Annotated in this window: 23 protein-coding genes and 2 pseudogenes; 16 read left to right on the top strand and 9 right to left on the bottom strand. The window is 65.6% G+C overall.

Annotation, left to right across the window (positions count from 1 at the left end; all coding sequences use genetic code 11):
- Nucleotides 1–200 precede the first annotated feature (200 nt).
- A pseudogene (locus tag QM806_RS41745) lies at nucleotides 201–362 on the top strand (Lsr2 family DNA-binding protein); the annotation flags it as partial.
- 682 nt (nucleotides 363–1,044) lie between these two features.
- The gene (locus tag QM806_RS24360; protein ID WP_120659133.1) at nucleotides 1,045–1,776 is read left to right on the top strand and encodes an alpha/beta hydrolase; all 732 of its coding nucleotides are present in this window, start codon (nucleotides 1,045–1,047) and stop codon (nucleotides 1,774–1,776) included.
- 466 nt (nucleotides 1,777–2,242) lie between these two features.
- Here the strand turns inward: QM806_RS24360 and QM806_RS24355 are convergent, their stop codons facing one another.
- Entirely contained in the window at nucleotides 2,243–2,857 is a 615-nt protein-coding gene (locus QM806_RS24355) for a maleylpyruvate isomerase family mycothiol-dependent enzyme (protein ID WP_005568853.1), read from the bottom strand.
- A 270-nt stretch (nucleotides 2,858–3,127) separates the two neighbouring features.
- Here QM806_RS24355 and QM806_RS24350 point away from each other — a divergent pair, with 270 nt between their 5' ends.
- The 9 genes and pseudogenes from QM806_RS24350 (at nucleotide 3,128) to QM806_RS24310 (ending at nucleotide 10,887) form a co-directional block, all read left to right on the top strand.
- Nucleotides 3,128–3,274 (top strand): hypothetical protein, encoded by a 147-nt coding sequence (locus QM806_RS24350; protein ID WP_155756031.1) that lies wholly within the window; start codon nucleotides 3,128–3,130, stop codon nucleotides 3,272–3,274.
- A 116-nt stretch (nucleotides 3,275–3,390) separates the two neighbouring features.
- Nucleotides 3,391–3,876, top strand: a complete 486-nt coding sequence (locus tag QM806_RS24345; RefSeq protein ID WP_283293111.1) for a polyketide cyclase — start codon at nucleotides 3,391–3,393, stop codon at nucleotides 3,874–3,876.
- Between the two features lie 382 nt (nucleotides 3,877–4,258).
- Nucleotides 4,259–4,553, top strand: a pseudogene (locus tag QM806_RS24340) (dihydrofolate reductase family protein); the annotation flags it as partial.
- Between the two features lie 47 nt (nucleotides 4,554–4,600).
- A complete protein-coding gene (locus QM806_RS24335) occupies nucleotides 4,601–4,777 on the top strand; it encodes a hypothetical protein (RefSeq protein WP_240482822.1) in 177 nt (58 codons plus the stop codon).
- A 26-nt stretch (nucleotides 4,778–4,803) separates the two neighbouring features.
- Nucleotides 4,804–5,208: a hypothetical protein gene (locus QM806_RS24330; RefSeq protein ID WP_240482820.1), complete on the top strand. Its 405-nt coding sequence runs from the start codon at nucleotides 4,804–4,806 to the stop codon at nucleotides 5,206–5,208.
- Between the two features lie 451 nt (nucleotides 5,209–5,659).
- On the top strand, nucleotides 5,660–7,030 hold the full coding sequence (locus QM806_RS24325; protein ID WP_005568856.1) for an MFS transporter: 1,371 nt from the start codon (nucleotides 5,660–5,662) through the stop codon (nucleotides 7,028–7,030).
- Between the two features lie 188 nt (nucleotides 7,031–7,218).
- Nucleotides 7,219–7,881, top strand: a complete 663-nt coding sequence (lexA, locus tag QM806_RS24320; protein ID WP_043790831.1) for a transcriptional repressor LexA — start codon at nucleotides 7,219–7,221, stop codon at nucleotides 7,879–7,881.
- Between the two features lie 698 nt (nucleotides 7,882–8,579).
- Nucleotides 8,580–9,467: an AurF N-oxygenase family protein gene (locus QM806_RS24315; protein ID WP_133986641.1), complete on the top strand. Its 888-nt coding sequence runs from the start codon at nucleotides 8,580–8,582 to the stop codon at nucleotides 9,465–9,467.
- A gap of 16 nt (nucleotides 9,468–9,483) precedes the next feature.
- Complete coding sequence (locus QM806_RS24310; protein WP_133986642.1) at nucleotides 9,484–10,887, top strand: FAD-dependent oxidoreductase; 1,404 nt, start codon at nucleotides 9,484–9,486, stop codon at nucleotides 10,885–10,887.
- Between the two features lie 299 nt (nucleotides 10,888–11,186).
- Here the strand turns inward: QM806_RS24310 and QM806_RS24305 are convergent, their stop codons facing one another.
- Both QM806_RS24305 and QM806_RS24300 read right to left on the bottom strand, forming a co-directional pair.
- Nucleotides 11,187–11,597, bottom strand: coding sequence for a hypothetical protein (locus tag QM806_RS24305; RefSeq protein ID WP_231137896.1), 411 nt, complete (start codon nucleotides 11,595–11,597; stop codon nucleotides 11,187–11,189).
- A 346-nt stretch (nucleotides 11,598–11,943) separates the two neighbouring features.
- Complete coding sequence (locus QM806_RS24300; RefSeq protein ID WP_005262508.1) at nucleotides 11,944–12,867, bottom strand: LysR family transcriptional regulator; 924 nt, start codon at nucleotides 12,865–12,867, stop codon at nucleotides 11,944–11,946.
- A gap of 186 nt (nucleotides 12,868–13,053) precedes the next feature.
- Here QM806_RS24300 and QM806_RS24295 point away from each other — a divergent pair, with 186 nt between their 5' ends.
- Nucleotides 13,054–14,343, top strand: coding sequence for a glutamate dehydrogenase (locus QM806_RS24295; RefSeq protein ID WP_120659131.1), 1,290 nt, complete (start codon nucleotides 13,054–13,056; stop codon nucleotides 14,341–14,343).
- Between the two features lie 126 nt (nucleotides 14,344–14,469).
- On the opposite strand, the gene QM806_RS24290 is transcribed toward QM806_RS24295, so the two are convergent.
- The 3 genes from QM806_RS24290 to QM806_RS24280 form a co-directional block, all read right to left on the bottom strand.
- A complete protein-coding gene (locus QM806_RS24290; protein ID WP_133986643.1) occupies nucleotides 14,470–15,696 on the bottom strand; it encodes an NAD(P)/FAD-dependent oxidoreductase in 1,227 nt (408 codons plus the stop codon).
- Nucleotides 15,697–15,827: 131 nt separating this feature from the next.
- Nucleotides 15,828–16,619 (bottom strand): HpcH/HpaI aldolase/citrate lyase family protein, encoded by a 792-nt coding sequence (locus tag QM806_RS24285; protein WP_005568864.1) that lies wholly within the window; start codon nucleotides 16,617–16,619, stop codon nucleotides 15,828–15,830.
- Nucleotides 16,619–17,890, bottom strand: a complete 1,272-nt coding sequence (locus QM806_RS24280) for a CaiB/BaiF CoA transferase family protein (protein WP_120659128.1) — start codon at nucleotides 17,888–17,890, stop codon at nucleotides 16,619–16,621. The genes QM806_RS24285 and QM806_RS24280 overlap by 1 nt, the downstream gene beginning before the upstream one ends.
- 225 nt (nucleotides 17,891–18,115) lie before the next feature.
- On the opposite strand from QM806_RS24280, the gene QM806_RS24275 reads away from it, so the two are divergent.
- Entirely contained in the window at nucleotides 18,116–19,036 is a 921-nt protein-coding gene (locus tag QM806_RS24275) for a LysR family transcriptional regulator (RefSeq protein WP_005262520.1), read from the top strand.
- A 6-nt stretch (nucleotides 19,037–19,042) separates the two neighbouring features.
- On the opposite strand, the gene QM806_RS24270 is transcribed toward QM806_RS24275, so the two are convergent.
- From QM806_RS24270 to QM806_RS24260, 3 genes are all read right to left on the bottom strand, one after another.
- Nucleotides 19,043–19,888 (bottom strand): HpcH/HpaI aldolase/citrate lyase family protein, encoded by an 846-nt coding sequence (locus QM806_RS24270; RefSeq protein WP_005568867.1) that lies wholly within the window; start codon nucleotides 19,886–19,888, stop codon nucleotides 19,043–19,045.
- Between the two features lie 43 nt (nucleotides 19,889–19,931).
- Nucleotides 19,932–21,050 (bottom strand): PrpF domain-containing protein, encoded by a 1,119-nt coding sequence (locus QM806_RS24265; RefSeq protein WP_081276498.1) that lies wholly within the window; start codon nucleotides 21,048–21,050, stop codon nucleotides 19,932–19,934.
- 208 nt (nucleotides 21,051–21,258) lie between these two features.
- Nucleotides 21,259–22,653 (bottom strand): SLC13 family permease, encoded by a 1,395-nt coding sequence (locus QM806_RS24260; protein WP_005568869.1) that lies wholly within the window; start codon nucleotides 22,651–22,653, stop codon nucleotides 21,259–21,261.
- Nucleotides 22,654–23,004: 351 nt separating this feature from the next.
- Between QM806_RS24260 and QM806_RS24255 the strand changes: the two genes are divergently transcribed.
- The 3 genes from QM806_RS24255 (at nucleotide 23,005) to QM806_RS24245 (ending at nucleotide 26,563) form a co-directional block, all read left to right on the top strand.
- Nucleotides 23,005–23,925 carry a LysR family transcriptional regulator gene (locus QM806_RS24255; RefSeq protein WP_005568870.1) on the top strand — a complete coding sequence of 307 codons (921 nt, stop codon included), beginning with the start codon at nucleotides 23,005–23,007 and terminating at the stop codon, nucleotides 23,923–23,925.
- Nucleotides 23,926–24,194: 269 nt separating this feature from the next.
- Nucleotides 24,195–25,781, top strand: a complete 1,587-nt coding sequence (locus QM806_RS24250; RefSeq protein ID WP_054246345.1) for a phytoene desaturase family protein — start codon at nucleotides 24,195–24,197, stop codon at nucleotides 25,779–25,781.
- Between the two features lie 8 nt (nucleotides 25,782–25,789).
- A complete protein-coding gene (locus QM806_RS24245; protein WP_120659127.1) occupies nucleotides 25,790–26,563 on the top strand; it encodes a cyclase family protein in 774 nt (257 codons plus the stop codon).
- Nucleotides 26,564–26,568: the final 5 nt, after the last annotated feature.

Here is a 26,568-nt window from a genome sequence, read left to right as displayed (position 1 = left end):
GGATTCCGGCCGAGCTCGAGCAAGCCTTCCATGACGCTCAGGCGAAGAAGGTTCAAGCGAAAACGGCGCCGGAGAAAAAGGCCGCTGTGAAGAAGATCGTCGCGAAGAACGCTCCGGCGCGGAAGACGGCCGTGAAGAAGGCAGCCGTGACGAAGGTCCCTGCGAAGACGACGACACCCGGGAAGACACCCGCGAGGAGGGTGGCCGCGAAGACGACGGCTGCGGAGAAGACAGCGGTGAAGATGGCTTCGGCGAAGAAGTCGTCCAGGGAGATTCGTGAGTGGGCGATCGGGGAGGGGCGCGAAGTGTCCCCTCGTGGCCGGATTTCGGCCGAAATCGAGCAGGCCTTCCGCGACGCTCAGGCGCAGATGCCGGTCGCGGTCGGCTGAAACGGGTGGTGTCCACTATTAGGGATTCATCGGCGCCTGTTCGTCGCGGTTGGTGTGGGCACCGCGCTCGGCCGAGCAGACCGCGACTATGGCACCTGCGTTGCCTGTGTGGCTAGGCACGGGTCCGCGTGCACCGATCGAATTGTCTCCGATGGCTCAGCTTCCGAAGACGGTCCCACCCCACCCGGTTGCCGGGTGGGGTGGGTGTGGTGGTTGGCGGGTCGGTGGGCGTAGTTGTGTTGGAAGCGACCGAGACGGTGTCGTATTGCCGTGATGTACGCGTCGACGCTGGTGGGCGTGGCGGCGATGAGTTGCCCGGTGCTCGGTAATCCGGACCGTCGCGATGATCGCGTGGGTGGCGGTGTCGATGACGCTGACCGCGTTGGTGGGGGTGCTGTGGGCGACGTAAGCGGTGTGTTCGTCGGGTGCGATTACGTCAATACCGCCTGCGTCAGCCCAACGGGAATGGTTGCGGTGACGAAAAACCTGTTGGCGGATCACGGCGACCACTGCTACTTTTCCGGAGGCCGTGCCAGAGAACGAGGAGGTGGTACCCGTGAACGCAGTATCGACATGGGTGCTCCCCTCTGGGGTCACGGTCGGGCGATAGGTCGTCCGGGAGCGCCGTTCAAGTGCACTCTCGAAAGGCACGACAATGCAATTCACCTCCGAACAGCGCCTCGACGACGGCGTCTTCGAACGCGAATTCACTCTCGGCGAGATCCCCGGCATCCTGTGGACGCCCAAATCTGCATCCGCACCGGCACCGCTGATCCTGGTCGGCCACCCCGGCGGACTCCACATGATGTACCCCCGGTTGGCGGCCCGAGCCCGGCACGCCGCGGCGGAGGGCTTCGCCGCGGCCACCATCGAGCTCCCTGGGAGCGGTGACCGCCCCCGTTCCGCCGCCGCCGAGCAGGCCCGCGCCGACCTGCGCCGGGCGCTGGATGCCGGCGAGCCGGTCGACGACGAGATCGTCGACCGGCTCGTCCTCCCGCTGGTCGAAAAGGCGGTCCCGGAATGGCGGGCCGCCCTGAACGCCCTCCTTTCGCTGCCCGAGATCGACGGCCCGGTCGGGTACTCGGGAGGGGTGATCGCCATCGGCATCCGCCTGGCGGTGGTCGAATCGCGCATCTCGGCCGCCCTTCTGTTCGCCGGGAGTTTCGTGCCCCGCACCATGTTCGAGGAGGCCCGGCAGGTCACCATTCCACTGCAGGTCCTGCTGCAGTGGGACGACGAAGGTAACGACCGGCAACTGGCCCTGGACCTGTTCGACGCCTTCGGCTCCAAGGAGAAGACGCTGCACGCCAATATGGGCGGGCACACCGGCGTCCCGCAGTTCGAGGGGGACGACGGGAACCGGTTTTTCGCCCGGCGCCTGCAGTGAGGCCGGCCCGTCAGGTCGGCAGCAGAGGATAGGAGCTGTCGGGCCAGCAGATGTACAGCCCCCCGATCGCGTCGGTGCCGGCCATCGGCCGGTCGGAGCGGCGCGGGACCACCAGCGGCCAATCAGCTGGGCCTACGCCGTGATCTGCTCAGCGCCAATGGCTGTTACCGGTTCACGGCTCGGGTGCATAGTCCGGGCTGTGAACGAAACCCGTCCGGTCGGTCAGCGAAGGGGCGACCGACACCGGTGATGGATGATCGGCGGTACGAGCGGCCCGACCGCGCACTCGAACCGCGGCAGTACCTCCGCGGCGGTACCTCCGCGGTCGTTCACAGATCCGACGTCGCCACACGTTGTCTCTCCGGCAGGCCGCTGAGCGATCCGCTTGCGGAACCACCGGTCCGGGGCGGGCTGTCGGCCAGACTGTCTCGCTGGTGGTCAATTCTGCGGGACGCCACGGGCGTGATCACTCCAGCGCAGATATTCCGGGTCCTTCGAGGTCATCGAGCGCCGACTTGCGCCCTGATATTGCCATGAGCAGTGACAGTGCCGGGCCGCGGACTTCTGGGCCATCTCCGATCGACACGTCTGCGTCGGTGGCACGCAACTGGACCGAGGCAATGAGTTGCTTCGCACCGCCCAGGGATACCGGGGTGCGCGCCTGATACTGCAACGACCTGATGACCGCCTCCGATGGATATGTACGGGTGATGCCCAGCGGCCGTCGGATGTCTTCGCCGTGGACGACCTCTTCGACCAGCCTGCTGTCGAGCGGGGCCGGCGGCGTCGACGTTCGTGTTGCTACCTGCTCGAGCCGGGCGAGCGTTTGGCGGGGCGTGGCGCCGCGTTCGCGTTCGACGCCCTGGGCGTTCTGGCGATCGAAGTTGAAGCGCGCCCGGGCCATGTTGCGCACGATGCCGAGGCGGGTGGTCTTCGCGTTGTTGATCAAGTGTGCGGCGACGTCGTGCACGGTCCAGTCACCACAGAGTGAGGGGTGGGCCCACTGGGCGTCGGTGAGGTCGGTGAGGTCATCGATCAGCGCCGCACGCTCCGCGTGCACGATCGGCCAGACATCATTCATGAAACCAGTGTGACAAATGCTGCCCGTCACCGATTGCATTGGGCCCGACGCCGTCCCGACCCAACGCCGAGGACGATCGAGGCCGTCGTGCCGCAAGCAGGATCGTCGTCTGGAACGCCGAGCGGAGCACCGGATGACGATTCACTTGCGGAACCAACCATCCGCCGGCTACTGACGGCCGAATTTTCCCCGCTGGTGGTTCCTCAATCGAATCCAACCTCCAGGAACTCGGCGATATGATCGGTCCGTGCTCAATCGTCTGATGGAGTCATGACACAGCGTCTACTGACGGTGCCGATTGTGTTCAAGTCCGATGCGCTGCCCTACACCGCGCCGTTCCATCTGGGAGGCCAGATCGGGGTCCATCTGTCCTGGACGCCCACGCTGGGACGGTGGTGGCGCATTCTTGCGGAGTGATGGCACCTCACCACCTTGTTGCCGATCTAACATGTGCGGGATGAACCCCCTCCGGACCTCCCCGTCAGGATCCGCTTTCGACGGAAGGACTTGTGATGATCGGTGACCGATGGGGCGTGACCGATGACGAGGTTGCCCGTCGTTACCCGTGCGACGAGCTGGTCCCAGTTCCCGTGCTGCAGGCTTGGCGAGGCGTCACCGTGCACAGCACGCCCGACGGACTGTGGCCGTGGGTCGCGCAGATCCGACTGGCGCCGTACTCCTACGACTGGATCGACAATCTCGGACGCCGATCGCCACGGCAGCTGCGCGCATTGCCGGAACCCACGGCTGGTCAGCACTTCACGGCCTCGGGGAATCGTCCCCTCGGGCGCATCCTCTCCGTCTCCACGGCGGAACAGCTCACCGGCGGGATCATGGGTGCGGTGATGTCGTACGTGCTCGTTCCGAACGGCGACTCGACGCGCCTGCTGCTGAAGATCGTCATGGTGAAGGGCCGCTGGCTCGCGCCACTGATCTCCGTCGGCGACCTCGTCATGGCCCGCCGTCAACTGCTCAATCTCAAGCGGCTGGCCGAGCAACCCACGGCCGCGTCGGCCTGAGGTGGAACTGAGGCACTGTCACCGTCAGGGATCCGCTATCGGTGAGGGATCGCTGCCTGCGCTTCTGTTGTTCTGACCAGGGCCGCGTTCGCCATGCTGTTTCGTCGGGTACATGACCGTTGGTGGACCTAGTGCACCCCAGGCCGTCGCCCGGGCGGTCCGGGACGACGGCAAGATTCTCGGATCATGTGAATCCGAACGGTTCGAAGTCACTGTGGGGACCGAAGCCATGGGGACTACACCGCAACCGGTGACTACGAGTTGCGACCAGATGGTTCGCGAGCAACCGCCTATCTCTGCCGTGGACGCCTTTGACGGGAGCTCCATTAGAGGCTCGGAAACCTGCAGATTCCACAGCAGGCCGTGCCTCGAGGAGCACGACATGACCGCGACCTACACCTTCGACGTCCTTTCCAGCCTCGACGGCTACGGCGGCATCAGCGGCGGCGACTGGGGCGGTTGCTGGGGCAAGCAAGGCCCCCGAGTTGCTCGACCACCGCCTTGCCTTGTACGAGACGGAGCTGCGGATGGTTCTCGGCGCCAACACCTATCGGGAGTTCGCGCAGATGCTGGCCTCGAGCACCGAGGAGTCCGAAGTGCGTGATCCGTGGGCCACCTGGATGAGGAGCCTGCCGGCAACGGTGGTGTCGACCACCCTGCGTGGACCTCTCGACTGGCGAGCTCGTGGTGGATCGTCGTGTCCCTGGATGGGTAGGGTGTGCCGGTGATTGTCGCTGTCGAAGGGCCCAGTGCCGCCGGGAAAACCACGTGGTGCCGCGCGGTCCCGGGACAGTTCGTCGCCGAATACATCCCGGCAGGGCAGGAACCGGACGGATCCGATCCGGAGGAGCAGGCGGCCTGCTGGCCGCAGGTCAACGCCAGCGGTGGAGACGGGCGCTGACCTTGGAGGACGCCGGCGGTGTGGCGGTGTGTGACAGTGACCCGCTGAAACTGCATTACAGCTGGTGCCTGGCCGCAGTGGGTGCGGCACCGGTCACGCGGTTCGAGCACGAACTCGCCGCAGTCCGGCAGATGTTCACGGAGCGTCGTCTCGGATTCGCTGACGTGGTGTTGTTGTCGATCCCCGATCCGCAGCAACTGGCGACGCAACGCAATGGCGACCACACCCGCCGGCGCGGTCATTTCGACTTGCATGCCCGACTCTCCGAACCACTGGCCGAATGGTACGCAGTCCTGGACCGACTCGACCCGGGGCGCGTAGTCGACGGCTTCCCGTCTGAGCTCGGCGTAGCGATGCTGGCACCACCGCGCCCAGACCGCCACGACACGGAGCTGTTGGAAGTATTGGTCGACGAGCTGCCCACTCTGTGATGCATCAACACCTTCGCTGACTCTCTGAATCGATCGCCGATCCGCGAGCGGGTGAGTTCATCAGTGGACTCGCAGAGCGGCTGCTGCCGTTGATCGTGCAAACGTTGGCGGCCCGGCGCTCATGTCCTGCTCGCTTCTCCAGGAGCCATGCGTGCGTTTCATGGTGGAGGCATACCCGGCTGCTGAGGCACTGTCCGCCAAGGGTATTGACGCAACCGAGAGCACGTGTTGTCGCACTCCAGTGCGTGCACGCGCGCAATTAGGTTGGTAGTGAATGCATTTCACGTGCCGGCTGCACCATCGGATGTGCGGAGGATTCGCACCTGTCAAGATCGGTGATCATTGTGCTCACCGTGCGACTATCGGCGTGTGGTGAGGAACAGTGGAGCGATTGACACCGCCGCTGGGCGACTCGCCCAGGCGTGGGAGGTCGATCCGCTATCGTCGACGGATGAGCGATGACGCGACTCCGTCCGGTCCAACCCGCGCTCCGACGAGCACCCGGCGGGCGGTGCTCAACACGATGAAGGGCTCGGCAGGAAACCTCGTCGAGTGGTACGACGTGTACATTTACACGGTCTTTGCCACGTATTTCGAGGCGCAATTCTTCGACGAGAACGACGAAAACTCCACGCTGTACATCTATGGAATCTTCGCGGTCACTTTCGTCATGCGACCGGTGGGGTCCTGGTTCTTCGGCCGGTTCGCCGACCGTCGTGGCCGCAAGGCTGCCCTGATGCTCAGTATCACCATCATGTCGTCGTGCTCCTTCGTGGTGGCGGTCATGCCGACACGCGAAGTCATCGGGTATTGGGCGGCGGTGATTTTGGTCCTCGCTCGGCTTGTTCAGGGATTCGCGACGGGTGGGGAGTACGGCACCTCGGCGACGTACATGTCCGAAGCGGCGACCGCGAATCGGCGCGGCTTCTTGTCGTCCTTCCAGTACGTGACCCTCGTGGGTGGTCACGTCCTCGCGCAGTTCACGCTCCTGATCGCGCTCAGCGTTCTCGATGTCGAGGCGTTGAACGATTGGGGATGGCGGATCGGCTTCTTCATCGGCGGCATCGCCGCCCTGGTTGTGCTGTGGATTCGGCGTTCGATGGACGAGTCGCTCAGCGAGTCGCATCTGAAGGCCATCCGTGCGGGTGAGGACCGGACGGCGGGGTCCTTGACGGCGTTGTTCACCGAACACTGGCGTCCGCTGCTGCTGGTGTTCCTCATTACCGCGGGTGGCACGGTCGCGTTCTACACCTACAGTGTCAACGCGCCGGCGATTGTGAAGTCCACCTTCGGGGCCGACCAGGCGCTGACGGCGACGTGGATCAACCTGCTGGGGCTGATCTTTCTGTTGCTGCTGCAGCCGGTCGGCGGCCTCCTCAGCGACCGCGTCGGGCGCAAGCCGCTGCTGATCTTCTTCGGTGTGGGTGGTGTCCTCTACACCTATGTCCTGCTCACCTTCCTGCCGCAGACCACCTCGCCGCTCTTGGCGTTCGCGCTGGTTGCGGTCGGCTACGTCATCCTCACCGGGTACACCTCGATCAACGCGATCGTGAAGGCGGAACTGTTCCCCGCCGACATCCGTGCCCTGGGTGTGGGACTGGGCTATGCGCTGGCGAACTCCGTCTTCGGCGGTACGGCGCCGGTACTTTTCCAGGCGTCCACATCGGCCGGGCACGTCGGCTGGTTCATCTCCTACGTGACGGTCGTGATCGGGGTCAGCTTGCTGGTCTACATCTTCGGGCTGAAGAACAAGGCGGTCACGGTGCTCGATCGCGAGCAAGGGAGCGCCTGGGGCGTGCGGGTGTCTTCGGGGCTCCGCTGAGTTGATGCCCGCGGTCCGGGTTCCGGGGGAGCGGTGCCGGCACCGTTGGCCTGTGTCGAGCCACTACCGGCCTGGAGTGCCTCGACCGAGGTCGACGTTTCAGCGAGGTGGGACGCGGAGACCCCGCTCCTGGTCCGCACGCCTACACCGTGCACGAGGGGGCTGTCGTCACCCCCTACCATTCTTCGGTGACCGATTACGACGATCTCGACATGTTCGGTGGCCTCGACGCCTCCACCCTGCCATCGCGCCAGCAGCGGATTCTGGCAACGATCCGGGACTGGGTGGCTGCACACGGATGCACACCGAGCACCCGACAGATCGGGGACGCGGTGGGCCTGCGGTCGACGTCGTCGGTGTCGAAGCATCTGAAGAGCCTCGAGGAAAAGGGCTTTCTGCGAAGGGGCACGGCTATGGCTCGGCAATTGGACGTGCGCCCGTTCCTCGCCGAGGCGACGCGAGGTCGCTCGTCCGAAAACAATGTGACGGTCCCGGTCGTCGGCGACATCGCGGCAGGCGCACCGATCCTGGCGGAGGAGCACGCCGATGAGATCCTGACCCTCCCTCGCGAGCTCGTCGGTTCCGGCACCGTGTTCGGGCTGCGGGTCCGCGGTGAGTCGATGATCGACGCCGCGATCTGCGATGGCGATGTCGTCGTGGTTCGTCGCCAGGACGAAGCCCATTCCGGCGAGATCGTTGCCGCGATGATTGATGGCGAGGCCACCGTGAAGGTGCTCCGGCGCCGCGATGGCCACGTCTTTCTCGAGCCCCGTAATCCTGCTTATGCCGTGATTGACGGTGACGACGCAGTCGTGCTGGGCAAGGTGGTTTCGGTGATGCGCCGGATCTGAGGATCGGGCAACCTCAACGGTGCCACGCGCCTCGGGGCTGGTTCTGCAATCGTGTCCACTTCCTCGACAGCTGCTGCCCGGCCACACAAGAATGGTCGGGCAGGAGTTCACCGGCTGACCGCAGTCATCACGCGTCGTCGTCTCACCCGCCCTGATCGGCCGCCAGCGCAATGCCAACCGAGGCGGGCACGGGGGCAACCGGAGCCTCCTCCGACGACTTGTCCACCATCACCGGCATTGCCTGCCTCCACCGGCTCGACGGGCTCGTTGTCAGGATCCACTGCGGCTCCCGCCCACCATCGGAGTTCGGGACTGCTGGTAGCCCGCGCAGCGCGTTGCGCGCGGAGGCGATCCTCAGGCCTGGGTTCTGCGTGACGCCAAGCGGCTCGCGAGGAAATCCTCGCGCAGGATTTCGCCTGGTGATCGGCCACGATTCCCCAGCACAACTGCGTGTTACTTGAATTCTCATGAAAATGCCGAGACATTCAACATCAATTCAGTGGATGCGGCGACCTGAGCGTCGAGTCGGTGGCGAGGTACGCTGCTGGTTCTGCGATTGCTTCCGTAACCGACTAATGTGCCGGGCGGAACACAGTTGAGGCAGAGCGCAAGGGTGAGTTCTGGCACCCGGGATAAACACAATTGCTCTCTAATCGATTCGAGATTCGATTGGAACAGGATATAGGAGTAAAGAAAGGATGACGACATCCGGAAGCGATGCGATATTCGATACTCTCTTGGAATCGGCTAAGCGCCTCTCATTCGATCCCCGGGACCCCGTGGTTTGCCAACCCGATGCAGATGGCACCGAATTTCACGGGATGACACCCGAGTGGTCGCCTCTCTTCGGCACCGCTACGTGGGACTCCATGACCGAGTCGGAACGCGTCCGGCTCACCAGAAGCGAGGTCGCGCAGTTCCTGGGCGTCGGAATCTGGCTGGAGGTGGGATTGCAGGTGGCATTGCTGCGGGCCAGCCACAGTGCGGACCCCGCCCGCTCGGACGTCAAGTTTCTGTTCAACGAATGCGCCGACGAGAACCTGCACTCGTTGATGTTCGTCAACGTCATCGACAGCATCGGATCGCAATTCTATCGACGCGACCGCTCACTGGACTTTTTCGGATGGCTGTTCAGGACCATCGCATGGGACGAGGTGGCATACGGAATCGTTCTGGCTGGCGAAGAGATCTTCGACGTCATGCAACGCGACTGGATGGCGAGCGAAGACGTCGCCGCGCCCATCCGCAGGGCTTGCTATATCCATGTTGTCGAGGAATCCCGGCACATGGCGTACGCGCGTCAGAAAATACGGACTCGGTTGATAAAGATTTCGCGCGTTCGACGGTTTATCAGCACCCTGATCATCGCGATGGGAACGCATCTCGTCGCGAAGAGCCTGATCAATCGTCGAATGTACGAGGACCTCGGCCTGGATTGGAAGGTAGTGGGGCCGGAAATCGACGCAAACGAACACCACCGGATAATGTTCCGCAGGGCCGCAGAACCGTTTATCGAATTCCTGAGCAGAGAAGGGCTGCTGAATTTCGGCGCGCGATGGATCTACCGAAAATCGAATCTTCTCTGAGCAAGCAGGAGTCGTTGTGACCCACGTTGTCCTGGGGCATTGTTGTAAGGATGCCTCGTGCGTGCGGGTGTGCCCGCAGAATTGCATTCACCCTGCTCCCGGCGAAGCGGGTTTCGAGTCGGCCGAGACGTTGTTCATCGACCCGCGCTCGTGTATCGATTGCACCGCCTGCGTCGAGGCCTGCCCGGCGTCTGCCATCAAACCCGAGTGGACGTTGACCGTCACCGAACGGCCCTACGCGGCCCGCAACGCAGAGTTCTTCGAGCAGGCTCCCGCCAAGTCCCGGCCCCGGTCGCGACGGATCCGCTTCGAGCAACCGCTGGGCAAGCCCAGCGAGATGCGGAAGATCGCCGTCGTCGGATCCGGGCCGGCGGCGATGTACACGATTCGCGAACTCCTTCGGCGATCGACCTCGGTACGCATCACCATCTTCGAACAGCACGGCGAGATCGGGGGCCTCCTGCGCCGGGGCGTCTCCCGGGACCACGTCGGCGTTCGCGACATGATGCGGCTCTTCGACGTGCCCTTCAACGACGATCGCGTCACGATCCTCCACGACACAGAAGTCGGTGTGGATGTCTCGGTCGAAGATCTCCGGACCAGATTCGACGCCATAGTGCTCGCGTGTGGCGCTTCGCAGCCGCGGCGACTCGGACCCACGACCGCGGATCGCGGCGAGGGTGTCTATGAGGCCATCGACATTCTGGTGGCCGAGAACTGTGAGGCGTCCGGTTTTCGCCCGCGCGGGCCACTGGGGCCGAGATCCCTCGTGATCGGGGCGGGCAACGTCGCCTTCGATGTCATCCGATGGATGGCCAGGGCACGCGACCGAGGTGCCGCGGCCCAAGCGGTGACGGAGGTGGTGGTGTTGTCGCGATCGGCCCCCGATCGCGCCTCCTTCACGCCGTCGGCGTTCTATGAGCTTCTGGACCTCGAGAACGCCGAGGTGCTGATCGACCAAGCCGGCCGTCGGCCGGGCGCCGGTGCCGATGCCCCGCTGCTACGTGACATTTCCGCCCTGCCCGCTGCCGACATTTCCGCGGCAGATGGCCGGACCACCACGGACGTGGGCAGACTGCGCGTTGTGTTGTCCTTCGGACAGGAGGTGACCGATCTCGGGAAGACAGTGGCCGGCGGCGTCGCCGTCACCACGACGACCGGTCGGACCTTCCTCGCGGACTCCGCGATATGCGCCACCGGATTCACGACGAAGCCGCTCGACGGCATCCCCGTGGACGAGCGGGGGGTCGTGCCCAACCGCCGAGGTCGTGTGATCTCTCTCGAGACGAGCGAGCCGCTCGAGGGACTGTACGTCGTCGGATGGGCGAAACGAGGCGCCGTCGGCGGCGTCGGCGACAACCGTAGCTGCGCCGCGGGAACCGTGACGCAACTCGCCGCAGACCTGCACTCGCGGGTGTGACCGGGCGCCCGATTCGACTTCGATGGCGCAGCCGCCGCAATGAGTCTGCTGGTCGAGGACGGCCGGATCACCCGCATCTACGCGATCAGCAACCCCGTACAAACTGGGGCGGTGACCGTCCTGCGGTGGGTGTTCGACTTGGAGTGCACGGCTCGTCTACGGCGACGAGCTGGACTGTGCGGGTCGGCTCACGTCATGGTCACGCTCCCGGTGACGAAGAACGGCGCCATGTTGCCGAAGCAGAAGGACGGTCACGTTGGACCTCTTCGTGAGGCCGCCCAGTTTGCCGACGCCGGCGGTCACGGAGTGTCCGTGTGTGGCGTCCGAAGGGCGCCGAGATGTCGGATTGTCTTGTTCCTGAGCTGTCGGTTGTTCTTTGGTTCCCGTGCCGACTTCTGGTCTTCGATCTGCCGGATCAGCTCATGCTTCGCTGCGCCGAGAGCCTGAACCAGGTGGGGATCGGTGGCGGCCGCCACCAATGGCGGAAGGCCGGGGAGCGTCGTGCGTAACGTGACTCGCTGTTCTTTGCCGCCTCGGTCTTTCACCGAGATTTCCACGTCCACATCGCTCGGGTCCCAACGCCCGAGGTGCGGTGCGAGCGCCGACAACACCTCTCGCACGTGCGCGCGGTCCTTCTCTTTGAAGCCCGCGCCCATGTGGAGCGTGTGCTCGTCGAGGACGTCTCGTCGCTTGTCATCCGTTGTACTCACCGTGGCCTCATCTCTGGACTCTCACCTCGACGGTAGACCCTTTCCGTGGATAGTCGTGCGAGGTGTGAGTGCGACGTGCGACCGGAGCAACCGCAAATCGGTTTCGCCAGTGGCCGCTCCGAGCGATCCGGGCACATCCTCACCCACGCATTTCCCAAAAAGGTTAGCCACCGCATAGTTATGCATTGATCCGGCTCATCTCTCGTTCAGTCGATTCCGGGACACTGATCCGCGAGAGACCTCATGCAGGGGTTGACTTGCACTGCATCGCAATCCGGCGGCGGTGCGGATAGAGATCATTCATCCGACGGTTGGGCACTGTCCGGTAAACGTGTGTCGCCTACGGCTACGGGTACGGCGACCGTGCGGCGAGCCCCTGTGCGGCCGCCGCGGCGCGCACGGCGTCGATCACCAGTTGCAGCGGCGGTCGGTGCGCGGCCGTCCCCCGATGGGCGATGGAGATCGTTCGAGTGAGCGGTTCGGTCAGCGCGACGACGTCCATTCCTGGCGGGCGCAGCGTCAGTCCGAGATCGGAGACAAGGGTGACTCCCAGGCCTGCGGCAACCATCGCGAGTGCCGTCGCCTGCTCGCCGACCTCATGGTTGATCCTGGGTTCGAATCCGCAACGCTGACAGGCCAAGCGCACCGCGCGGCCGAAATGCGACTTGGGTCCCGCAAGGATCCAGGGATGCTCAGCGAGATCCGCCAGCGCTATGGTTCTGGCGGACACCGTTCCCGGAGGCAGTGCTGCGTGCAGTCGTTCCACCGCGATCACCACTCTGGTCAACTCCGGGTCCCACTGCATCGGGTAGTCGGAATAGTCGATCACGAACGAGAAGTCCAGCGAGCCGTCCTGCACTGCCACTGCGGTATCTTCCGGCGCGAGCTCCCTCGTTCGCACCTCGATGCCGGGATGCTCGGCGGCCAGCAACGTCAGCGCACTCGGCACCAGGCTCGACGCGACGGACGCCCACACTCCAACGGTCAATCGGGCGGTGACCCCTTCCTGCGTTTGCTCGAGAGCGGTCGTCGCGCGGTCCACCGATCGCATGATCTCCTCAGCGTGCTCGGCGAGGAGCAGGCCGATCTCGGTGAGCTGTACCCGCCGACCGCGCCGCTCGAATAGCTTTGCGCCGACGTCGCGTTCGAGCTGGGTGAGCTGTTGCGATACCGCGGATGTGGTGTAGTGCAAGGCCAGCGCCGCGGCTGTCACGGTGCCTCGGCGGTGCAACTCCCGAAGCATCCGCAACCGGCGCAATGACAGCTCCATGCCGCCAGCCTAGGCATCCATTCCCAACCGTCCAACCGGACCACGCGTTGCGCTGTGTAGAAAGCGTGAACGCAATCATCCAAGATTCGTAACTGGACGCCTGGTCACCAGCGCGCGCACTCTGGCGTCATCGGCTGAGTGGTCGTGGTGACGAAGATTTTCTGAGGACGATTGGGGTAAATCGAGGTGACTACGACGACGGAATGCGGGTTCGGGCGCACCACCGAGCACCTGGAGTATGACCACCGTGCGAACACTGCGACGCAGCGCCACATCGATGTGGCGACCGTGCACCGCGGTGAGCCCCTGTTACGTGTGACGTGGTCTGATCCGGTCACCGGAGCTCATGGTTACCTCGTCGTTCACACGTTGGTGTCCGACCTGGCGACCGGGGGCACCCGGATGCGGGCAGGCTGCACGATGTCGGAGGTCGAGGATCTGGCCAGAGGCATGGCTGCCAAGACCGCGGTTTTCGACTTGCCTGTCGGCGGCGCTAAGGGTGGCATCGACTTCGACCGGAAGGACCCCCGCGCCGTCGGTGTTCTGGAGCGGTTCTGTCAGGCGATGCGCCCGTGGCTGGCCGCGCACTGGGTGACCGCGGAGGATCTGGGGGTGCCGCAGCATCTGCTCGACGACGTCTTCGCGCGACTCGGCCTTCAACAGTCCTACCATGCGGCGATCAGCCGTGCGGAGGATCCGCAGGGGACTCTGCGCCGGGTACGGGCCGCGTTGAACGCCCCGGTGCCCAGCGGTTTTCTGCTGGGCGATGTGATCGGCGGTTACGGAGTCGCGCAGGCCTGCATCGGCACGGTGCAAGCATGTGGGTGGCCTCAGGCCGAAACGACGGTGGCCATCCAGGGCATCGGGACCATGGGGGGCGGCGCGGCCTGGTATCTGTACGAGGCCGGTATGCGCGTGATTGCTGTCGCCGACGCCCTCGGCACGCTGTACTGCCCTGACGGCCTGGACGTTCCCGCGCTGCTCGACCTGCGGGACGGCTACGGCGAGATCGACCGCTCCCGCGTCCCCTCGCATGTTCAGCGGTTGCCGAGCGCGGCTGTGATCGCCACTGAGGCAGACATCCTCGTCCCGGCCGCGATCTCATATGCGATCACGACGGACAACGTCGACCAGGTCGCCGCGAAAGTCGTGATCGAAGCTGCGAATGCGGCGACGACCCCGCGCGCCGAGGCGGTGCTCACCGGCCGGGGCATTCCGGTGGTCCCCGACTTCGTCGCCAACGCCGGAGCAGTCGCCTGGGCCTGGTGGGTGCTACTCAGTCAGGTCGGCACCGATCCGGAGGACTCGTTCCTGCGGTTGCGTACCGAGATGCTGGCCAAGGTCGCGTTGCTGCTCGGCAAATGGATCCTGGACGGCGTGGCGCCACGGCAGACCGCGTGGGACCTCGTCGCGGCCAACCGCAGTGCGCCGGCTCCCGCCGATCCTCCGGCAGTGCCGGCGCTCACTATCCCGTGAACGGTGGGCGGTGCGGTCCCGTTGGCTTCCCGGACCATCCCTCCCGGTGGGCTCGCCGCGCGTGACGGATCGGCTTCCTGCGGCGGTGGTGCAGTAGGCGGCGACGAGTCTTCGATTTCCTGAAAGTCATTGTCCAGGATCGGGTCGTGCCTGCAGCGCCGGCGCGGCGGCGGCCAGCAGCGCGTCGCGGTCTCGGTTCAACGGGGGATAGATGCGTTCGGTGTTGATGGTGACCTTGGTGGCTTTGGCCTGCGCGCCGCGCGACACCACCTGGCGGTCCCACCCCTCGGTGTACACCGCGCCCGCCGGTCCCAGGTCGAGAACGGTGGCGTACCAGGGGATCCGGAGCGGGAGCATCGGCTCCCCGAGCAGGTCGCCGATGACGTTGTAACCCGCGTAGCGGCCCATCGGGCGCCCGTGCTGGCACGACATCACCGACAGGTGGTCGTCGTCCACCCGCGCCGCGGCGACGTCACCGGCGGCGAATACTCCGGGCGAACCGATCACCCGCAGGTAGTCGTCGACCGGCAGGCGACCGAGCCGGTCGCGCTCGCCACCGAGCTGTGCGGTCAGCGGATTCGCCCGCATGCCCGCACACCAGACGACGGTGCCCGCGGCCAGCACCTCTCCGGAGGAGAGCGTCACGCCGTGCTCGTCGACAGATGCGACGCCGACACCGGTCAACGTCTCGACGCCGTTGTCGGACAGCGCCGCTTCGATCACCGGTCGCGCCGATGAGCCCATGTCGGAACCGACGTAGTGGTTGTGGTCGATCAGCACCACCCGCGGTTCGACGTTGCGTCCCGCGCACACCTTTGCCAGCCTTCCGGGCAGCTCGGACGCAGTTTCGATGCCCGTGAGGCCGGCGCCGACCACCACCGCGGTCGCCGCGTTCACGTCCGCTCGGCCGTCGGACAGCGCGGCCAGGTGGCGCTGTAGCTTCATCGCGCCGTCGTACGTGTCCACGTCGAAGCCGAATTCCCGCAAACCGGGGATATCGGGCGTCGCCACCCGACTGCCCAGAGCCATGACCAGACGGTCGTACCTCTGCGTGCGCTGTGCCCCGCGGCCCGAGACGGTGACGGTGCGCGCCGCGGTGTCGATCGCAGTCACCTCGGCGGCGATGTGCCCGACGTCGACCGGGTCCAGCACATCGCTCAGCGGGATACGGCACGCGCTCAGGTCTGCCTCGTAGTTGCGGACCCGGATGTCGTGGAACGGCTGCGCACTGATCACCGTGACATCGACGGTGCCCGTCGCCTGGAGTTCGTCGAGCCGCCGCGCCGCCCCCAGCGCGGCCCATAAGCCGGCGAATCCCGAGCCGAGGACGAGGACGCGGTTGGGTTCAGTCACCCTGCCATCGTGCCAGGTCTAGGGCGGGTGGCGGGCCGGCTCGAATCTGTCCGTGGCTGAAATCTATGCCGCACCACACCAGGAAGATCAGCATGGTCCACAGTGGGGGCTATGGCGGGGGTGGGGGTTTGTCAGGCGTGCGCAAAGTCCAGGATCTTCCTTGCCCGTTCCGCGACGGGGAGATCGACGAATTCGCCCGTGGCCAGTCGCACCGCGGCTCCGCCGGCGTTCTCGAATGCCTCGATGACTTGTCGAGCCCAGTCGATGTCGTTCTGTCGCGGACTGAAGGTGGTGTGGATGGCCGGAAGCTGAGCGGGGTGGATGGCGGACTTGCCGAACAGGCCGAGGTCACGGCTGTGGGTGGCCTGGCGGACGAGTCCGTCGGTGTCGTCGATGTGCGGGTAGACGCTGTCGATCGGTGGGGCGATGCCGGCGGCGCGGGCGGCGACGACGAGGTGGGAGCGCACGTACTGCATAGGTGCGTCCCCCTTCCCGGTGCCGAGGTCCTTCTGCAGGTCGATACCGCCGAGGGCGATATGGGTGACCGCGGGGTGCTCGGCGATCGCAAAGGCGTTGGCGACGCCTTTCGCGGTTTCGATAGCACAGATCAGGGGTCTTCCGGGGGCGCGGTCCGCGACCCAGTGGATGTCGTCGAGTGTTTCGACCTTGGGGATGCGGATGCCGTGAGCCGATGAAGCGACAGCATCGAGGTCGGCTCCGGCGAGTTCGGTGCCGGGCGCGTTGATCCGCACCCATGCGGTGTGGGTGGTGAGGACGAATGCGACATTGTCCCGCGCCGTCGACTTCTCGGCGGGCGGCACCGCGTCTTCGAGGTCGAGGATGACGGCGTCTGCGCCGGCGTCGAACACCTTGCCGAGGAGTTTTCGGTTGTGGCCCGGGGCGAACAGGTAGCTGCGGTCCATCAGAGGACCCCCTTCTCGGCGAGTTCGGACAGTCGGTACGGGTCGATGTCGAGGGCTTCCCTGTAGAACTGTTGGTTGTCCTGGCCGAGTCGGCGGCCGGCGAAGTTGATCGCACCGGGTGTTCCGAGCATGCGGATCATGAGGTTCTGCATCTTGATCGGGCCGAGGTCGTCGTCGTCGACGGTGGTGATGCAGTCGCGGTCGAGGACGTGCGGATCGTTCATCAGTTGCGCGACGTCGTAGATCGGTGCCAGCGCGGCGCCCACGCGTTCGAATTCGGCCGTGACTTCGTCCAGCGGCCTGTCTGCGATCCATTTCGCGACGGCCTCGTCGAGAAGGTCGCCGTTTCGGCTGCGTTCGCCGGCGGAGTCGAACCAGGGTTGTTCGACGACGTCAGGGCGGCCGACGAGGCGCATGACGCGCGCGGCGACGGAGGTGGCGCTCGCGGAGATGGCGACCCACCGCCCATCCTTGGTGAGATAGGTGTTGCGTGGGGCGTTGTTGGGGGAGCGGTTGCCGTTGCGACCGGCGATGGTGCCGAGCTGGTGGTACGCGGTGGGGCCGGGGCCAAGGATCCCCAGCAGCGGTTCGAGCAGAGACAGGTCGATGACCTGCCCCTTTCCGTCGCTGTCCGGGCCGTTGCGGTGCAGCAGCGCGGTCACCACACCGAATGCGCCGGCGAGTCCGGCGACACCGTCGGCGAGACCGAAGGGCGGCAACGTCGGCGGACCGTCCTCGCAACCCGTTTGGTGTGCGAATCCACTCATGGCCTCGGCGAGGGTCCCGAATGCTCGGCGCTCGGCGTAGGGACCGGATTGGCCGAAGCCGGTGACCCGCAGCATGATCAACCCGGGGTTGAGGTCGTGGAGCCGGTCCGGTCCCAATCCCCACTTCTCGAGGACACCGGGGCGGAAGTTTTCCACCAGAACGTCGGCATCGACGACGAGGTCGCGGAGCATCTGCTGACCCTCGGCGGTGCCGAGATTGAGGGTGATGCATCTCTTGTTGCGCGAGATCACCTTCCACCACAGACCGTGGCCGTCCTTGCGTGCTCCGTGTGAGCGGGCGGGATCGCCTGTGGGGTGCTCGATCTTGATGACGTCGGCGCCGTAGTCGCCGAGCATCATGGCAGTGATCGGTGCGGCGTAGACGGTACTGATGTCGAGGACGCGAATGCCGTGCAGGGGGGCACGCGTCGGAGAATGGCGGGTGCCTGTGCTGGCGTCGGCCTGGTCGTCAGGCGAATGGACGTCACTCGGGTGTGCAGTCATAGGCTGTCCTCACGCGTGGGGAGTGGATACGGTGGGCGGCAATCGACATCCGTCGCCGTGGGCGAGCAACGTCCGACGGTGCCTGTGCGAGCCGGTGTCACGGGGCGGCCGGAGAGTGTTGAGCTGCCACTGCCGCCATCTCAGACTGACACTCGCACGGTTCAACTACAATCACGGATGTATCGACAGGTGTTAACTTTCTCTAAAGCCACAGGAGGTGGGTGGGTGCTGGACACGACCAGGATGTTCACGCTGCGCGCGGTCGCCGAGCACGGATCGATCACCGCGGCAGCGTCGGCGCTCGGGTACACCACTTCGGCTGTCTCCCAACAAATCGCCAAGCTGGAGAAGGAGGCCGGGCAACCGCTCCTCGAGCGGCACGCGCGCGGCATCGTGTTGACCGAGGCGGGGCGGTCGGTGGTCAAGCACACCGAACGCATCCTGATCGAACTCGAGGCCGCCGATGCCGAACTCGCGGAGATCAAAGGGCTGCGTGCAGGTGTGCTGGCGCTCGGCACCTTCCCCACGGCTGGGTCGTCACTGCTGCCACTCGTGGTCAAGGAGTTCAAGACCCGGCACCCGGGGGTCGAGCTGAAGGTGCTCAGTGGCCGGTTCGCGTACTTGGTCGATGCGCTTCGCCGCCGGGAGACCGAACTGTCGTTGCTGTGGGACTACGAGTGGAACCGGGTCGATGACCCCACGCTGACGTACCACCACGTGATGAACGATCCGACCGTGCTGCTGGTGTCGGAACGGCACCGTCTGGCCGATCGCGACTCGATCCGGATCGCCGAATTGCGCGACGAATCGTGGGTGGTTCGCGCCGACGATCATCCGGTCGCGCAGACCCTCGAAAAACTCTGTCAGCAAGGTGGTTTCACGCCGCGCACGAGTGTCTTCGCGCACGACTACGGTGAGGTGCAGGCGATGGTGGCTGTCGAGCTCGGCGTGGCTATTGCTCCGCGACTGGCCGTACTCAACCTTCGGCCCGACGTCCGGTCGATTCCCCTCGCCACCCGTCCGCCGCAGCGCCGGATCCTGGTCGCGCATCTGACCGAGCGGCGGCTGAGCCCGGCCGCGCAGGAAGGGATCGCGGTGTGCACTGCCGCCGCCCACCAGTTGCAGGAGGGATTCGAAACCGGATAGGACCGGTCAGCTCCGGCAGATTCCGAACGCGTCGGCGAGGCGGGTGATCTTCTCGGCCCGACCGAGCCGGGGCGGGTCGCTGCCGTCGCGAACAACGCGGCCGCGGGCTTCGAAATCGGCGAGAAACTCCCGCGCCCAGGTCACGTCCGAGGGCGTGGGGCTGATCGACTCGTTGATTACCGGCAGTTGTTCGGTGTCCAGGCACAGCTTCCCGGTCAACCCGAGGGACACGGACACCGCCGACTGCTCACGCAGAACGGTGTGACTGTTGCTGACGGTGGGACCGTCGATCGGTCCGGGCAGGTTGCCGATTCGGCTGGCGACCACCAGTCTGGAGCGGGGATAGGCCATGGCGAGGTCGTCTGCGCTGGTGCCGGTGTCGCGGCGATAGTCGCCGCTGCCGAAGGCGAGTCGGAAGACGCCGCGGGCGCGGGCGATATCACCGGCCTGGTCGATTCCGAGGGCGGATTCGACCAACGCGAGTACCGGGGTGGCTGCGCCGAGTCGGTCGAAGGTTTCGGTGATATGTTCTGCGGCTTCGGTTTTCGCAAGCATCACGCCCGCCAGTCCGGGAAGCCCGGCGAGGCGATCGACGTCATCGCTCCAGTACGACGAGGACCGGTCGTTGATCCGCACCCAGGCCGAGGTGTTCTCGAGCCAGGCGGCGACCTCCTCCCGCGCGGTGGATTTGAGTTGGGGGTCGACGGCGTCCTCGATGTCGAGGACGATCTGGTCTGTGCAGGAGCGGTCGGCCTGGTCGAACAGGTCGGTTCGGGTGCCGTTGACCAGAAGCCAGGATCGGGCGATCCGCGTGTCGATCGGTCTGGGCGCGATCGCGATCTTCTCGGGCATCAGGATTCCTGTCGCATCGCGGGGGCGGGGCTGTGCGGAGTCCTCACCGCGCGGAGCCGACCAGTGCCGGAGCCGGCGCCGGGGCGGTGACGAACAGTTCCGCCGATGCGATACGGCGGGCCGCCCGGTGCAGGGTGACCGATTCGAGTACCCCGTCGAGGGAAACGGAGAGGTCGACATCGAGTACCCCGGCGGGTGTTCCCACCCGAAGCGATCCCGGCCACCGGACCTGTGTGTTGTCGGTGACGACACCTCCGGTCACGGTGGAGGCCGCGGCGACGGCGACCGCGGAGGTGAGCCCGATCGCCGGGTGCGGGGCGAGCATCGACAGCATCCGGACCGAGATGTCGTAGTCGTCACCGCGGATGTCGACGCCGGCGCTGGTGCGGTAGTCCGCCGGCGGACCCACGACACCGACTTTCGGAATCGCATGGGAGACGGGATCTCCCGGCTTGCTCAGTCCCATCCGCAACGACGCTTCCTGTCGCAGCCGGAGAAGCAACGGCAGGTGTTCGGCGATCGTCTGGTTGTCCTCCGCACCGGTCAGCCCGAGGTCGGCAGCGTTGAACAACGCAGCCGGGGCGCCGGCGACGACCATCGTGGCGCGGTACGTGTGGTCGGCAATCGAGATCTGATCGGCGGCGGCGCCGGTGGGCAGCAGTGTGGCCGCACCGGCGGCGAGACCGGTGAAGGTGAGCCCCACCGGGACACCCAACGCGCTGGTACCGGGCACGGCCGCGTCGCCTTCGGTGGGGATCATCCCGCCCGGAGTGGCGATCTGGGCGTCCAGGATCGCGCCGGTGTTCTGGTTCCGCATCCGCACGGTCGTCGTCGCGGAGTCCACAGGAACGAACCCGGACTGCAGCGCGTACAGCCCGATCGCCGTGGCGCAGTTTCCGCAGTTGCTGCCCCATTCGACCTGGCGGTCACCAATCGCGACCTGAGCGAACAGGTAGTCGACGTCGATTCCGGGCTCGCTGGAGCGGCGCACGATCGCCGCCTTCGATGTGGTCGAGCTGCCGCCGCCGACACCGTCGAGCTGACGCGGATCACCCGAGCCGAATGCCGACGTCAAGATGGCATCCAGGCCGCCGGCCTGAGCAATGAGCGGATCGACGTCGAATGCGTTGAACAGCCAGCACTTGCTGGTTCCCCCCCGCATCCAGGTTCCATGAAGTGTGAACACGGTCCGGCCCACCTTTCGGGTTCGAAGAGTTTGTGAGGCACCGCTGGAGGCTCTGATCGGATGGGGAGCGTGCTTCCCAGCGGTGTCCCACTGCCCACCCTGACCTACATCAGGGTGGAGAACAATGGCGAATAAATCGATGAGGGTTAACTTCAGTTAAACCCTCGCGGGTGTTGTCTGCGCGTCAGACCAGAGTCGGGACGGCCACCAGCACCAGCCAGCACAGGGCCGGCGCGATCGCGACCACGATGCCCGCGTTGAGGAGCAGTTGCCGGTAGAACCGGGGACGCTCGATGTTCTGGGCGTTGGCGAGGACGAGTGCGCCGTTGGTCGAGAACGGGGAGACGTCGACGACGGTGGCGGAGATGGCGAGTGCTGCCACGACTCCGACGACCGGCAGCGCCCCGGTCTGCAGCAGAGGAAGCGCGAGCGGGATGACGGCGGTGAGAAGCGCCGTCGACGATGCGAACGCCGAGGTGACGCCGATGACGTAGCAGAGGACGACGGCGACCAGCAGCGGTGCGCCGATGGTGATCGCCATCTCGGCGAGATGGTCGATCGTGCCGATCTCTTCCATGAGCGAGATGTAGGTGACCATGCCGGCGACGAGCAGGACCGTGGACCAGCTGATACCGGCGATGGCCTCACTCTGCTTGGACAGGTCGGTGAAGGCGAGGATCGCACCGGCCGCGATGGCGACGAAGCTGATCGGCATATGCAGGACCAGGACCAGCACCAACACCCCGGCGATCAGGACGAGCGTGAGTTTCTGGACCCCGGTGACCGGCTGCACATCGTGGTCGGTGCCGACCTCGGTGCGCGGCGTCCGGATGAGTACCTGGGTGCCGCCCCGGCCGGACGATCCGCCGGCCGGGATTCCACCGGGTCCCGCAGTGGGGGTGCGTAGTGCGCTCCCGACGCCGTCGGAGTCGATGCCGGCGCTGGAGCCGGTAGCGGTGAACTCGAGGTTCCGTACCCGGGCGAGGACGGCGTAGCCGACCACTGTGAGGACCGAGAGCAGCAGATTGATGCCGTAGCTGGCGAAGAACAGGGTCCAGGGCGCGATCGTCAGGCCGCTCGACTCGACGATGTCACGGACCAGCACACCCGAGACCGAGATCGGCGAGAACGCTCCGGCGTGCGCACCGTTGATCGTCATGATGCCCATCACCAGCGGACTCATCCGAGTCCGCGCGGCGAAGGACATCGCCGCCGGCGAGATCAAGGCAACGGCAGCCGGGCTGAACGTGCCCAGGGCTGTGAGCACCGAGGCGCAGAAGAAGAACACCCACGGGACGATCGTCACCCGTCCACGAACACCACGTATACAGGCATTGACGAGGAGGTCGATCGTCCCGTTCTTCTTCGCCATACCGAAGAAGTAAGTGACGCCGATGATCGTCAGCACGATCGAACTGGGGAACTCGGCGAGGATTTCCTTGTCGTCGTAGCCGAGGATGAAGGCGCCCACGACGAATGCGCCGATGAACCCCAAGATGCCGATGTTGATGGGGAAGAAGGTGGCTATCACGAACATTGCCACCAACGCGATCAGTGGCAGTATCTCGATGGAAGTCATGGGCGTACTTTCGGTTCGCTGCGGGGCGGATCGAACGGCTCCTGGGTGGCAGCCGGTCGCGACGGACGGACGTGAATAGAATTGGGAGACAATAGGCGTGGGGCGGGGGTTGTCTCTTCCGCCACCTCGCCGATGCCGGCCGGCGCGACGAGCAGTGAGCGCACTGCGTGATCGGCGGCGTCGTCGGGGCGATTCCGTGCCGTGATCCCGTGCGGGGGAGTACTCATCGTCTGCATGTCACATCCTTCACTTGATCATTACGCAGATCACACTATGAGCGGGTTATGTTTATGACAATGTCGTATTTCTACGCCGGGGTTTAGCAGGATTAAAGGCTTGTTGGAGGTATCGATGCGCAACTCGTTCGACGTGGTGACCCTGTTCCTGCTCCTCGACATCGACGAGGCCGGATCGCTCACCGGCGGCGCCGAACGCGCCAACGTCACGCCCTCCGCCGCGTCGCAGCGCATCGCCAAACTGGAACAGGAGATCCGGCAGCCGGTACTGACCCGCCTGCCTCGTGGCGTCCGGTTGACGGAAGCCGGCGAAATTCTCGTCACGCGCGCGCGGCTGTTCCGTCAGGAAATGCGTGCCGCCCACGGCGACCTGGAAGCTCTGCTGGGACTCGAGCGCGGCACCGTCCGACTCGGCTCCTTCCCCACCGTCAGCGCCTCACTGCTCTCGGACGCGCTGAAGAACTATCACGCCCACTGGCCGGGCATCGACGTGCGCGTCCAATCCGCGGTCCGCCCGCGACTACTGGAGATGCTCCATTCGAGCGAGGTCGAGATGGCGTTGCTCTGGAGTTACGACTGGACCGAGGAGACCGAGAAATCCCTCGCCCTCGTGCCGCTGATGGAGGACGAAACAGTCCTGCTCGTCCCGTTCGACGCGCCGTACGCCGACGATGTCACGGTGGCATCGCTGCGATCGGCGAAGTGGATCATCCGCAACGCCGACCACCCGGCGGCCGAAGTGCTTTACCGCAGCTGCGACACGGCCGGATTCACCCCGAACGTCGTCTACGAGGCCCATGACTACCAAGAGATCGAAGCGATGGTCGCAGCGGGAGTCGGCATCGCCATGGTCCCGCGGCTGGCCGTCGCACATCATCGCCCCGACGTCTACGCAGTCCGATTTCGTCCCACCGACCGGGTCCCGACACGCTCGATCTACATCGCCTCGCTCGCCCGCCGGCAGTACACCCCCGGCATGCACGCCGTCTCCCGCGCGCTGCACGACGCCGCCGACGCCATCGCCACACAGGCGTAGAACCGGCCTACCGCTGATCGACCACCCCTTCGGAACAAGGGGTGCGAACGCGGCGCTGGTGACCCGATGCCGTATGTATCGCTCATTCGCGCGGGGACGGTGCGATCGCGCGGGCAGGGTTCGAGGAACGCCCTGTCGGGGGCGGCGTCACGCCGGTCAGCGGCCGGTCCCTCGCAACTGAGCGGCATACGGATAAGACGCGCGCAATCAGGATAGCCGCCGCCTCCTTGGGTCACTAATGTCGTCGCTCACACTCGAAAGGAGATGTGATGCACAACGAAGTCGATGCCGTCATCGTCGGGTCCGGAATCAACGGACTCGTCGCCGCAGCCACGCTGGCTCGATCAGGCTGGAAAGTGGTGCTGCTGGAGAGCAATCCGGAGATCGGCGGCTTTGTTGGGAGCGGTGAGCGTACGGTGCCCGGCTACGTGCACGACACGTTCTCATCGTGGTATCCGCTGTTCGTGTCGGGCCCGGCGCACACGGCGCTCGGCGACGACCTGGCCCGTCACGGGCTGCGGTTCTGCAACACCGACGAGGCCGTGACCGCGAGCATTGCCGACAGCGGCCGTGTCACCCTGGCGTACCGCGATCCGGAGCTGACGGCAGCGGGCTTCGGCGACGAAGAAGACGGGAATACGTATCTGGAGGCGTTGCAACGGTTCGGCCGCAACGCACCGGTGATCGGCGGGATGATGGGCAGCGAAATCCGCAGCGCCGGAGTCGTTCCACTGCTGGCGCGTTTCTTCAAAACCAACGGACGGCGCGGCTCCGAGCAGTGGCTCCGAGACCTCGCTGCGTCGGGCCGCGCCTACTGTTCTCGGGAGTACGTCGGTCCCGAAGTGGATCACCTGTGGGTGCCGTGGCTACTGCACGCAGGTCTGTCGCCGGACAATGCCTCCGGCGGCTTCATGATTCCGGTGCTGGCGGCAACCGTCCACGGTTTCGGTCTGCCTGTGGTCGAGGGAGGCTCGGCACGACTGCTGGAGGCCTTTCGAGGACTACTCGACGAATTGGGCGTGCAGGTGCATACCGGATCCCGCGTCGACCGCATCATTGTCGAGGGGGGCCGTGCGACCGGTGTGGAGGCGGCAGGGCGGCGTTACCGGGCCCGGCGTGCGGTGCTGGCGTCGGTAACACCGACTGCCTTGTACGGGTCGCTGCTGCCTCCGGACGCCAGTCCTGCTCCGCTGCGTGCCCAGGCACGGCGGTACCGGTACGGGCGCGGTGAGATGCAGATCCACATCGCCTTGTCCGAACGACCCCAGTGGCGCGATGCCCGCCTCAACGAGGTTCCGCTGGTGCATATCTCGGATGGATCGGCGAGCACCGGCATTGCCCGTGCGGAAGCGGAAGCCGGTCTTCTTCCCAGGAAACCGACAGTCGTGGTCGGGCAACAATCCCTCTTGGATCCCTCGCGTGTTCCGGCCGGTGCCGCTTCGCTCTGGTTGCAACTGCAGGAGGTTCCGTACGAACCGCTCGGCGACGCCGCCGGCGAGCTGAACACCACGGACGGTTGGACCCCGGAACTGGCCAGGGCCTACGCCCAGCGGGTCATCGATCGCTTGGACGCGCACACCCATGGTCTGAAAATTCTCGGAACGGATGTGATCTCGCCGGCCGATCTCGCGGCATACAACGAGAATGCCGTCGGCGGGGACCCCTACGGCGGCAGTTCGGAGCTGGATCAGAGCTTTCTGTGGCGCCCACTGCCCGAAGCGGGGCGGCATCGCACCTGCGTGGACGGTCTCTGGCACATCGGTGCATCCACTCATCCCGGGGCCGGACTCGGCGCGGGTTCCGGCCACCTCGTTGCCACCAAACTTGCCGCGCAGCGGCACCGTAAATCCAATTAGGAGTTGACATGTCAGTAATCACCGACCTGCTCGCGTCCATCGCCGACGAACGCATCGAATTGATCGACCTCACCGCGCCACTGACCGACAAGACCCCGGTGCTGGCGTTGCCGGAACCGTTCAAGAACACCCTGCCCTTCCAGCTCGAGTTGATCAGCCGATTCGACGAGGACGGGCCGGGTTGGTACTGGAACAACATCCACACCGGCGAACACACCGGCACCCACCTCGATGCACCGAACCACTGGATCACCGGCAAGGACGGACTCGACGTGTCACAGGTGCCGTTGCGTTCACTGCTCGCCCCCGCGGTCGTCCTCGATGTCACTGACCGGGTGGCCGACAACCCGGACTTCCTCCTCGATGTCGCCGACATCGAAGAATGGCAACGCACGCACGGTGCACTCCCTGCCGGTGGGTGGCTCCTCTACCGCACCGGGTGGTCGAGCCGGTCGGAGAACAGCGACGATTTCCACAACGCCGACGAGACCGGACCGCACACGCCAGGATTCACCGCCGAGTGCGCACGCTGGCTCGCCGAAGAGACCGAGGTGGTCGGGGTGGGCGTGGAAACGGTCGGCACCGACGCCGGCCAGGCCACGGCACTGGACCCGGCGTTCCCCTGCCATCACCACCTGCTCGGCGCGGGCAAGTTGGGACTGACGCAGCTGCAGAAGTTGGATCAGTTGCCGGCGACCGGGTTCGCGATCACGGTCCTGCCGCTGCCCATTGTCGGGGGATCGGGTAGTCCGGCCCGCGTGGTCGCCCTGGTCGAGAAGTAAGGAAA

The sequence above is a fragment of the Rhodococcus sp. IEGM 1351 genome, assembly GCF_030056875.1.
GTDB lineage: Bacteria > Actinomycetota > Actinomycetes > Mycobacteriales > Mycobacteriaceae > Rhodococcus_F > Rhodococcus_F opacus.
The sequence above is the reverse complement of the archived record's forward strand: the minus strand, read 5'-3'. Positions and strand labels throughout refer to the sequence as shown.

What these genes read in the sequence shown, in the direction of transcription:
- QM806_RS24360 (WP_120659133.1), top strand. Translation starts at nt 1,045, where the DNA reads ATGCAATTCACCTCCGAACAGCGCCTCGACGACGGCGTCTTCGAACGC.
- QM806_RS24355 (WP_005568853.1), bottom strand. Translation starts at nt 2,857, where the DNA reads ATGAATGATGTCTGGCCGATCGTGCACGCGGAGCGTGCGGCGCTGATC.
- QM806_RS24350 (WP_155756031.1), top strand. Translation starts at nt 3,128, where the DNA reads ATGACACAGCGTCTACTGACGGTGCCGATTGTGTTCAAGTCCGATGCG.
- QM806_RS24325 (WP_005568856.1), top strand. Translation starts at nt 5,660, where the DNA reads ATGAGCGATGACGCGACTCCGTCCGGTCCAACCCGCGCTCCGACGAGC.
- QM806_RS24315 (WP_133986641.1), top strand. Translation starts at nt 8,580, where the DNA reads ATGACGACATCCGGAAGCGATGCGATATTCGATACTCTCTTGGAATCG.
- QM806_RS24300 (WP_005262508.1), bottom strand. Translation starts at nt 12,867, where the DNA reads ATGGAGCTGTCATTGCGCCGGTTGCGGATGCTTCGGGAGTTGCACCGC.
- QM806_RS24285 (WP_005568864.1), bottom strand. Translation starts at nt 16,619, where the DNA reads ATGGACCGCAGCTACCTGTTCGCCCCGGGCCACAACCGAAAACTCCTC.
- QM806_RS24280 (WP_120659128.1), bottom strand. Translation starts at nt 17,890, where the DNA reads ATGACTGCACACCCGAGTGACGTCCATTCGCCTGACGACCAGGCCGAC.
- QM806_RS24270 (WP_005568867.1), bottom strand. Translation starts at nt 19,888, where the DNA reads ATGCCCGAGAAGATCGCGATCGCGCCCAGACCGATCGACACGCGGATC.
- QM806_RS24265 (WP_081276498.1), bottom strand. Translation starts at nt 21,050, where the DNA reads ATGCGGGGGGGAACCAGCAAGTGCTGGCTGTTCAACGCATTCGACGTC.
- QM806_RS24260 (WP_005568869.1), bottom strand. Translation starts at nt 22,653, where the DNA reads ATGACTTCCATCGAGATACTGCCACTGATCGCGTTGGTGGCAATGTTC.
- QM806_RS24255 (WP_005568870.1), top strand. Translation starts at nt 23,005, where the DNA reads ATGCGCAACTCGTTCGACGTGGTGACCCTGTTCCTGCTCCTCGACATC.
- QM806_RS24250 (WP_054246345.1), top strand. Translation starts at nt 24,195, where the DNA reads ATGCACAACGAAGTCGATGCCGTCATCGTCGGGTCCGGAATCAACGGA.
- QM806_RS24245 (WP_120659127.1), top strand. Translation starts at nt 25,790, where the DNA reads ATGTCAGTAATCACCGACCTGCTCGCGTCCATCGCCGACGAACGCATC.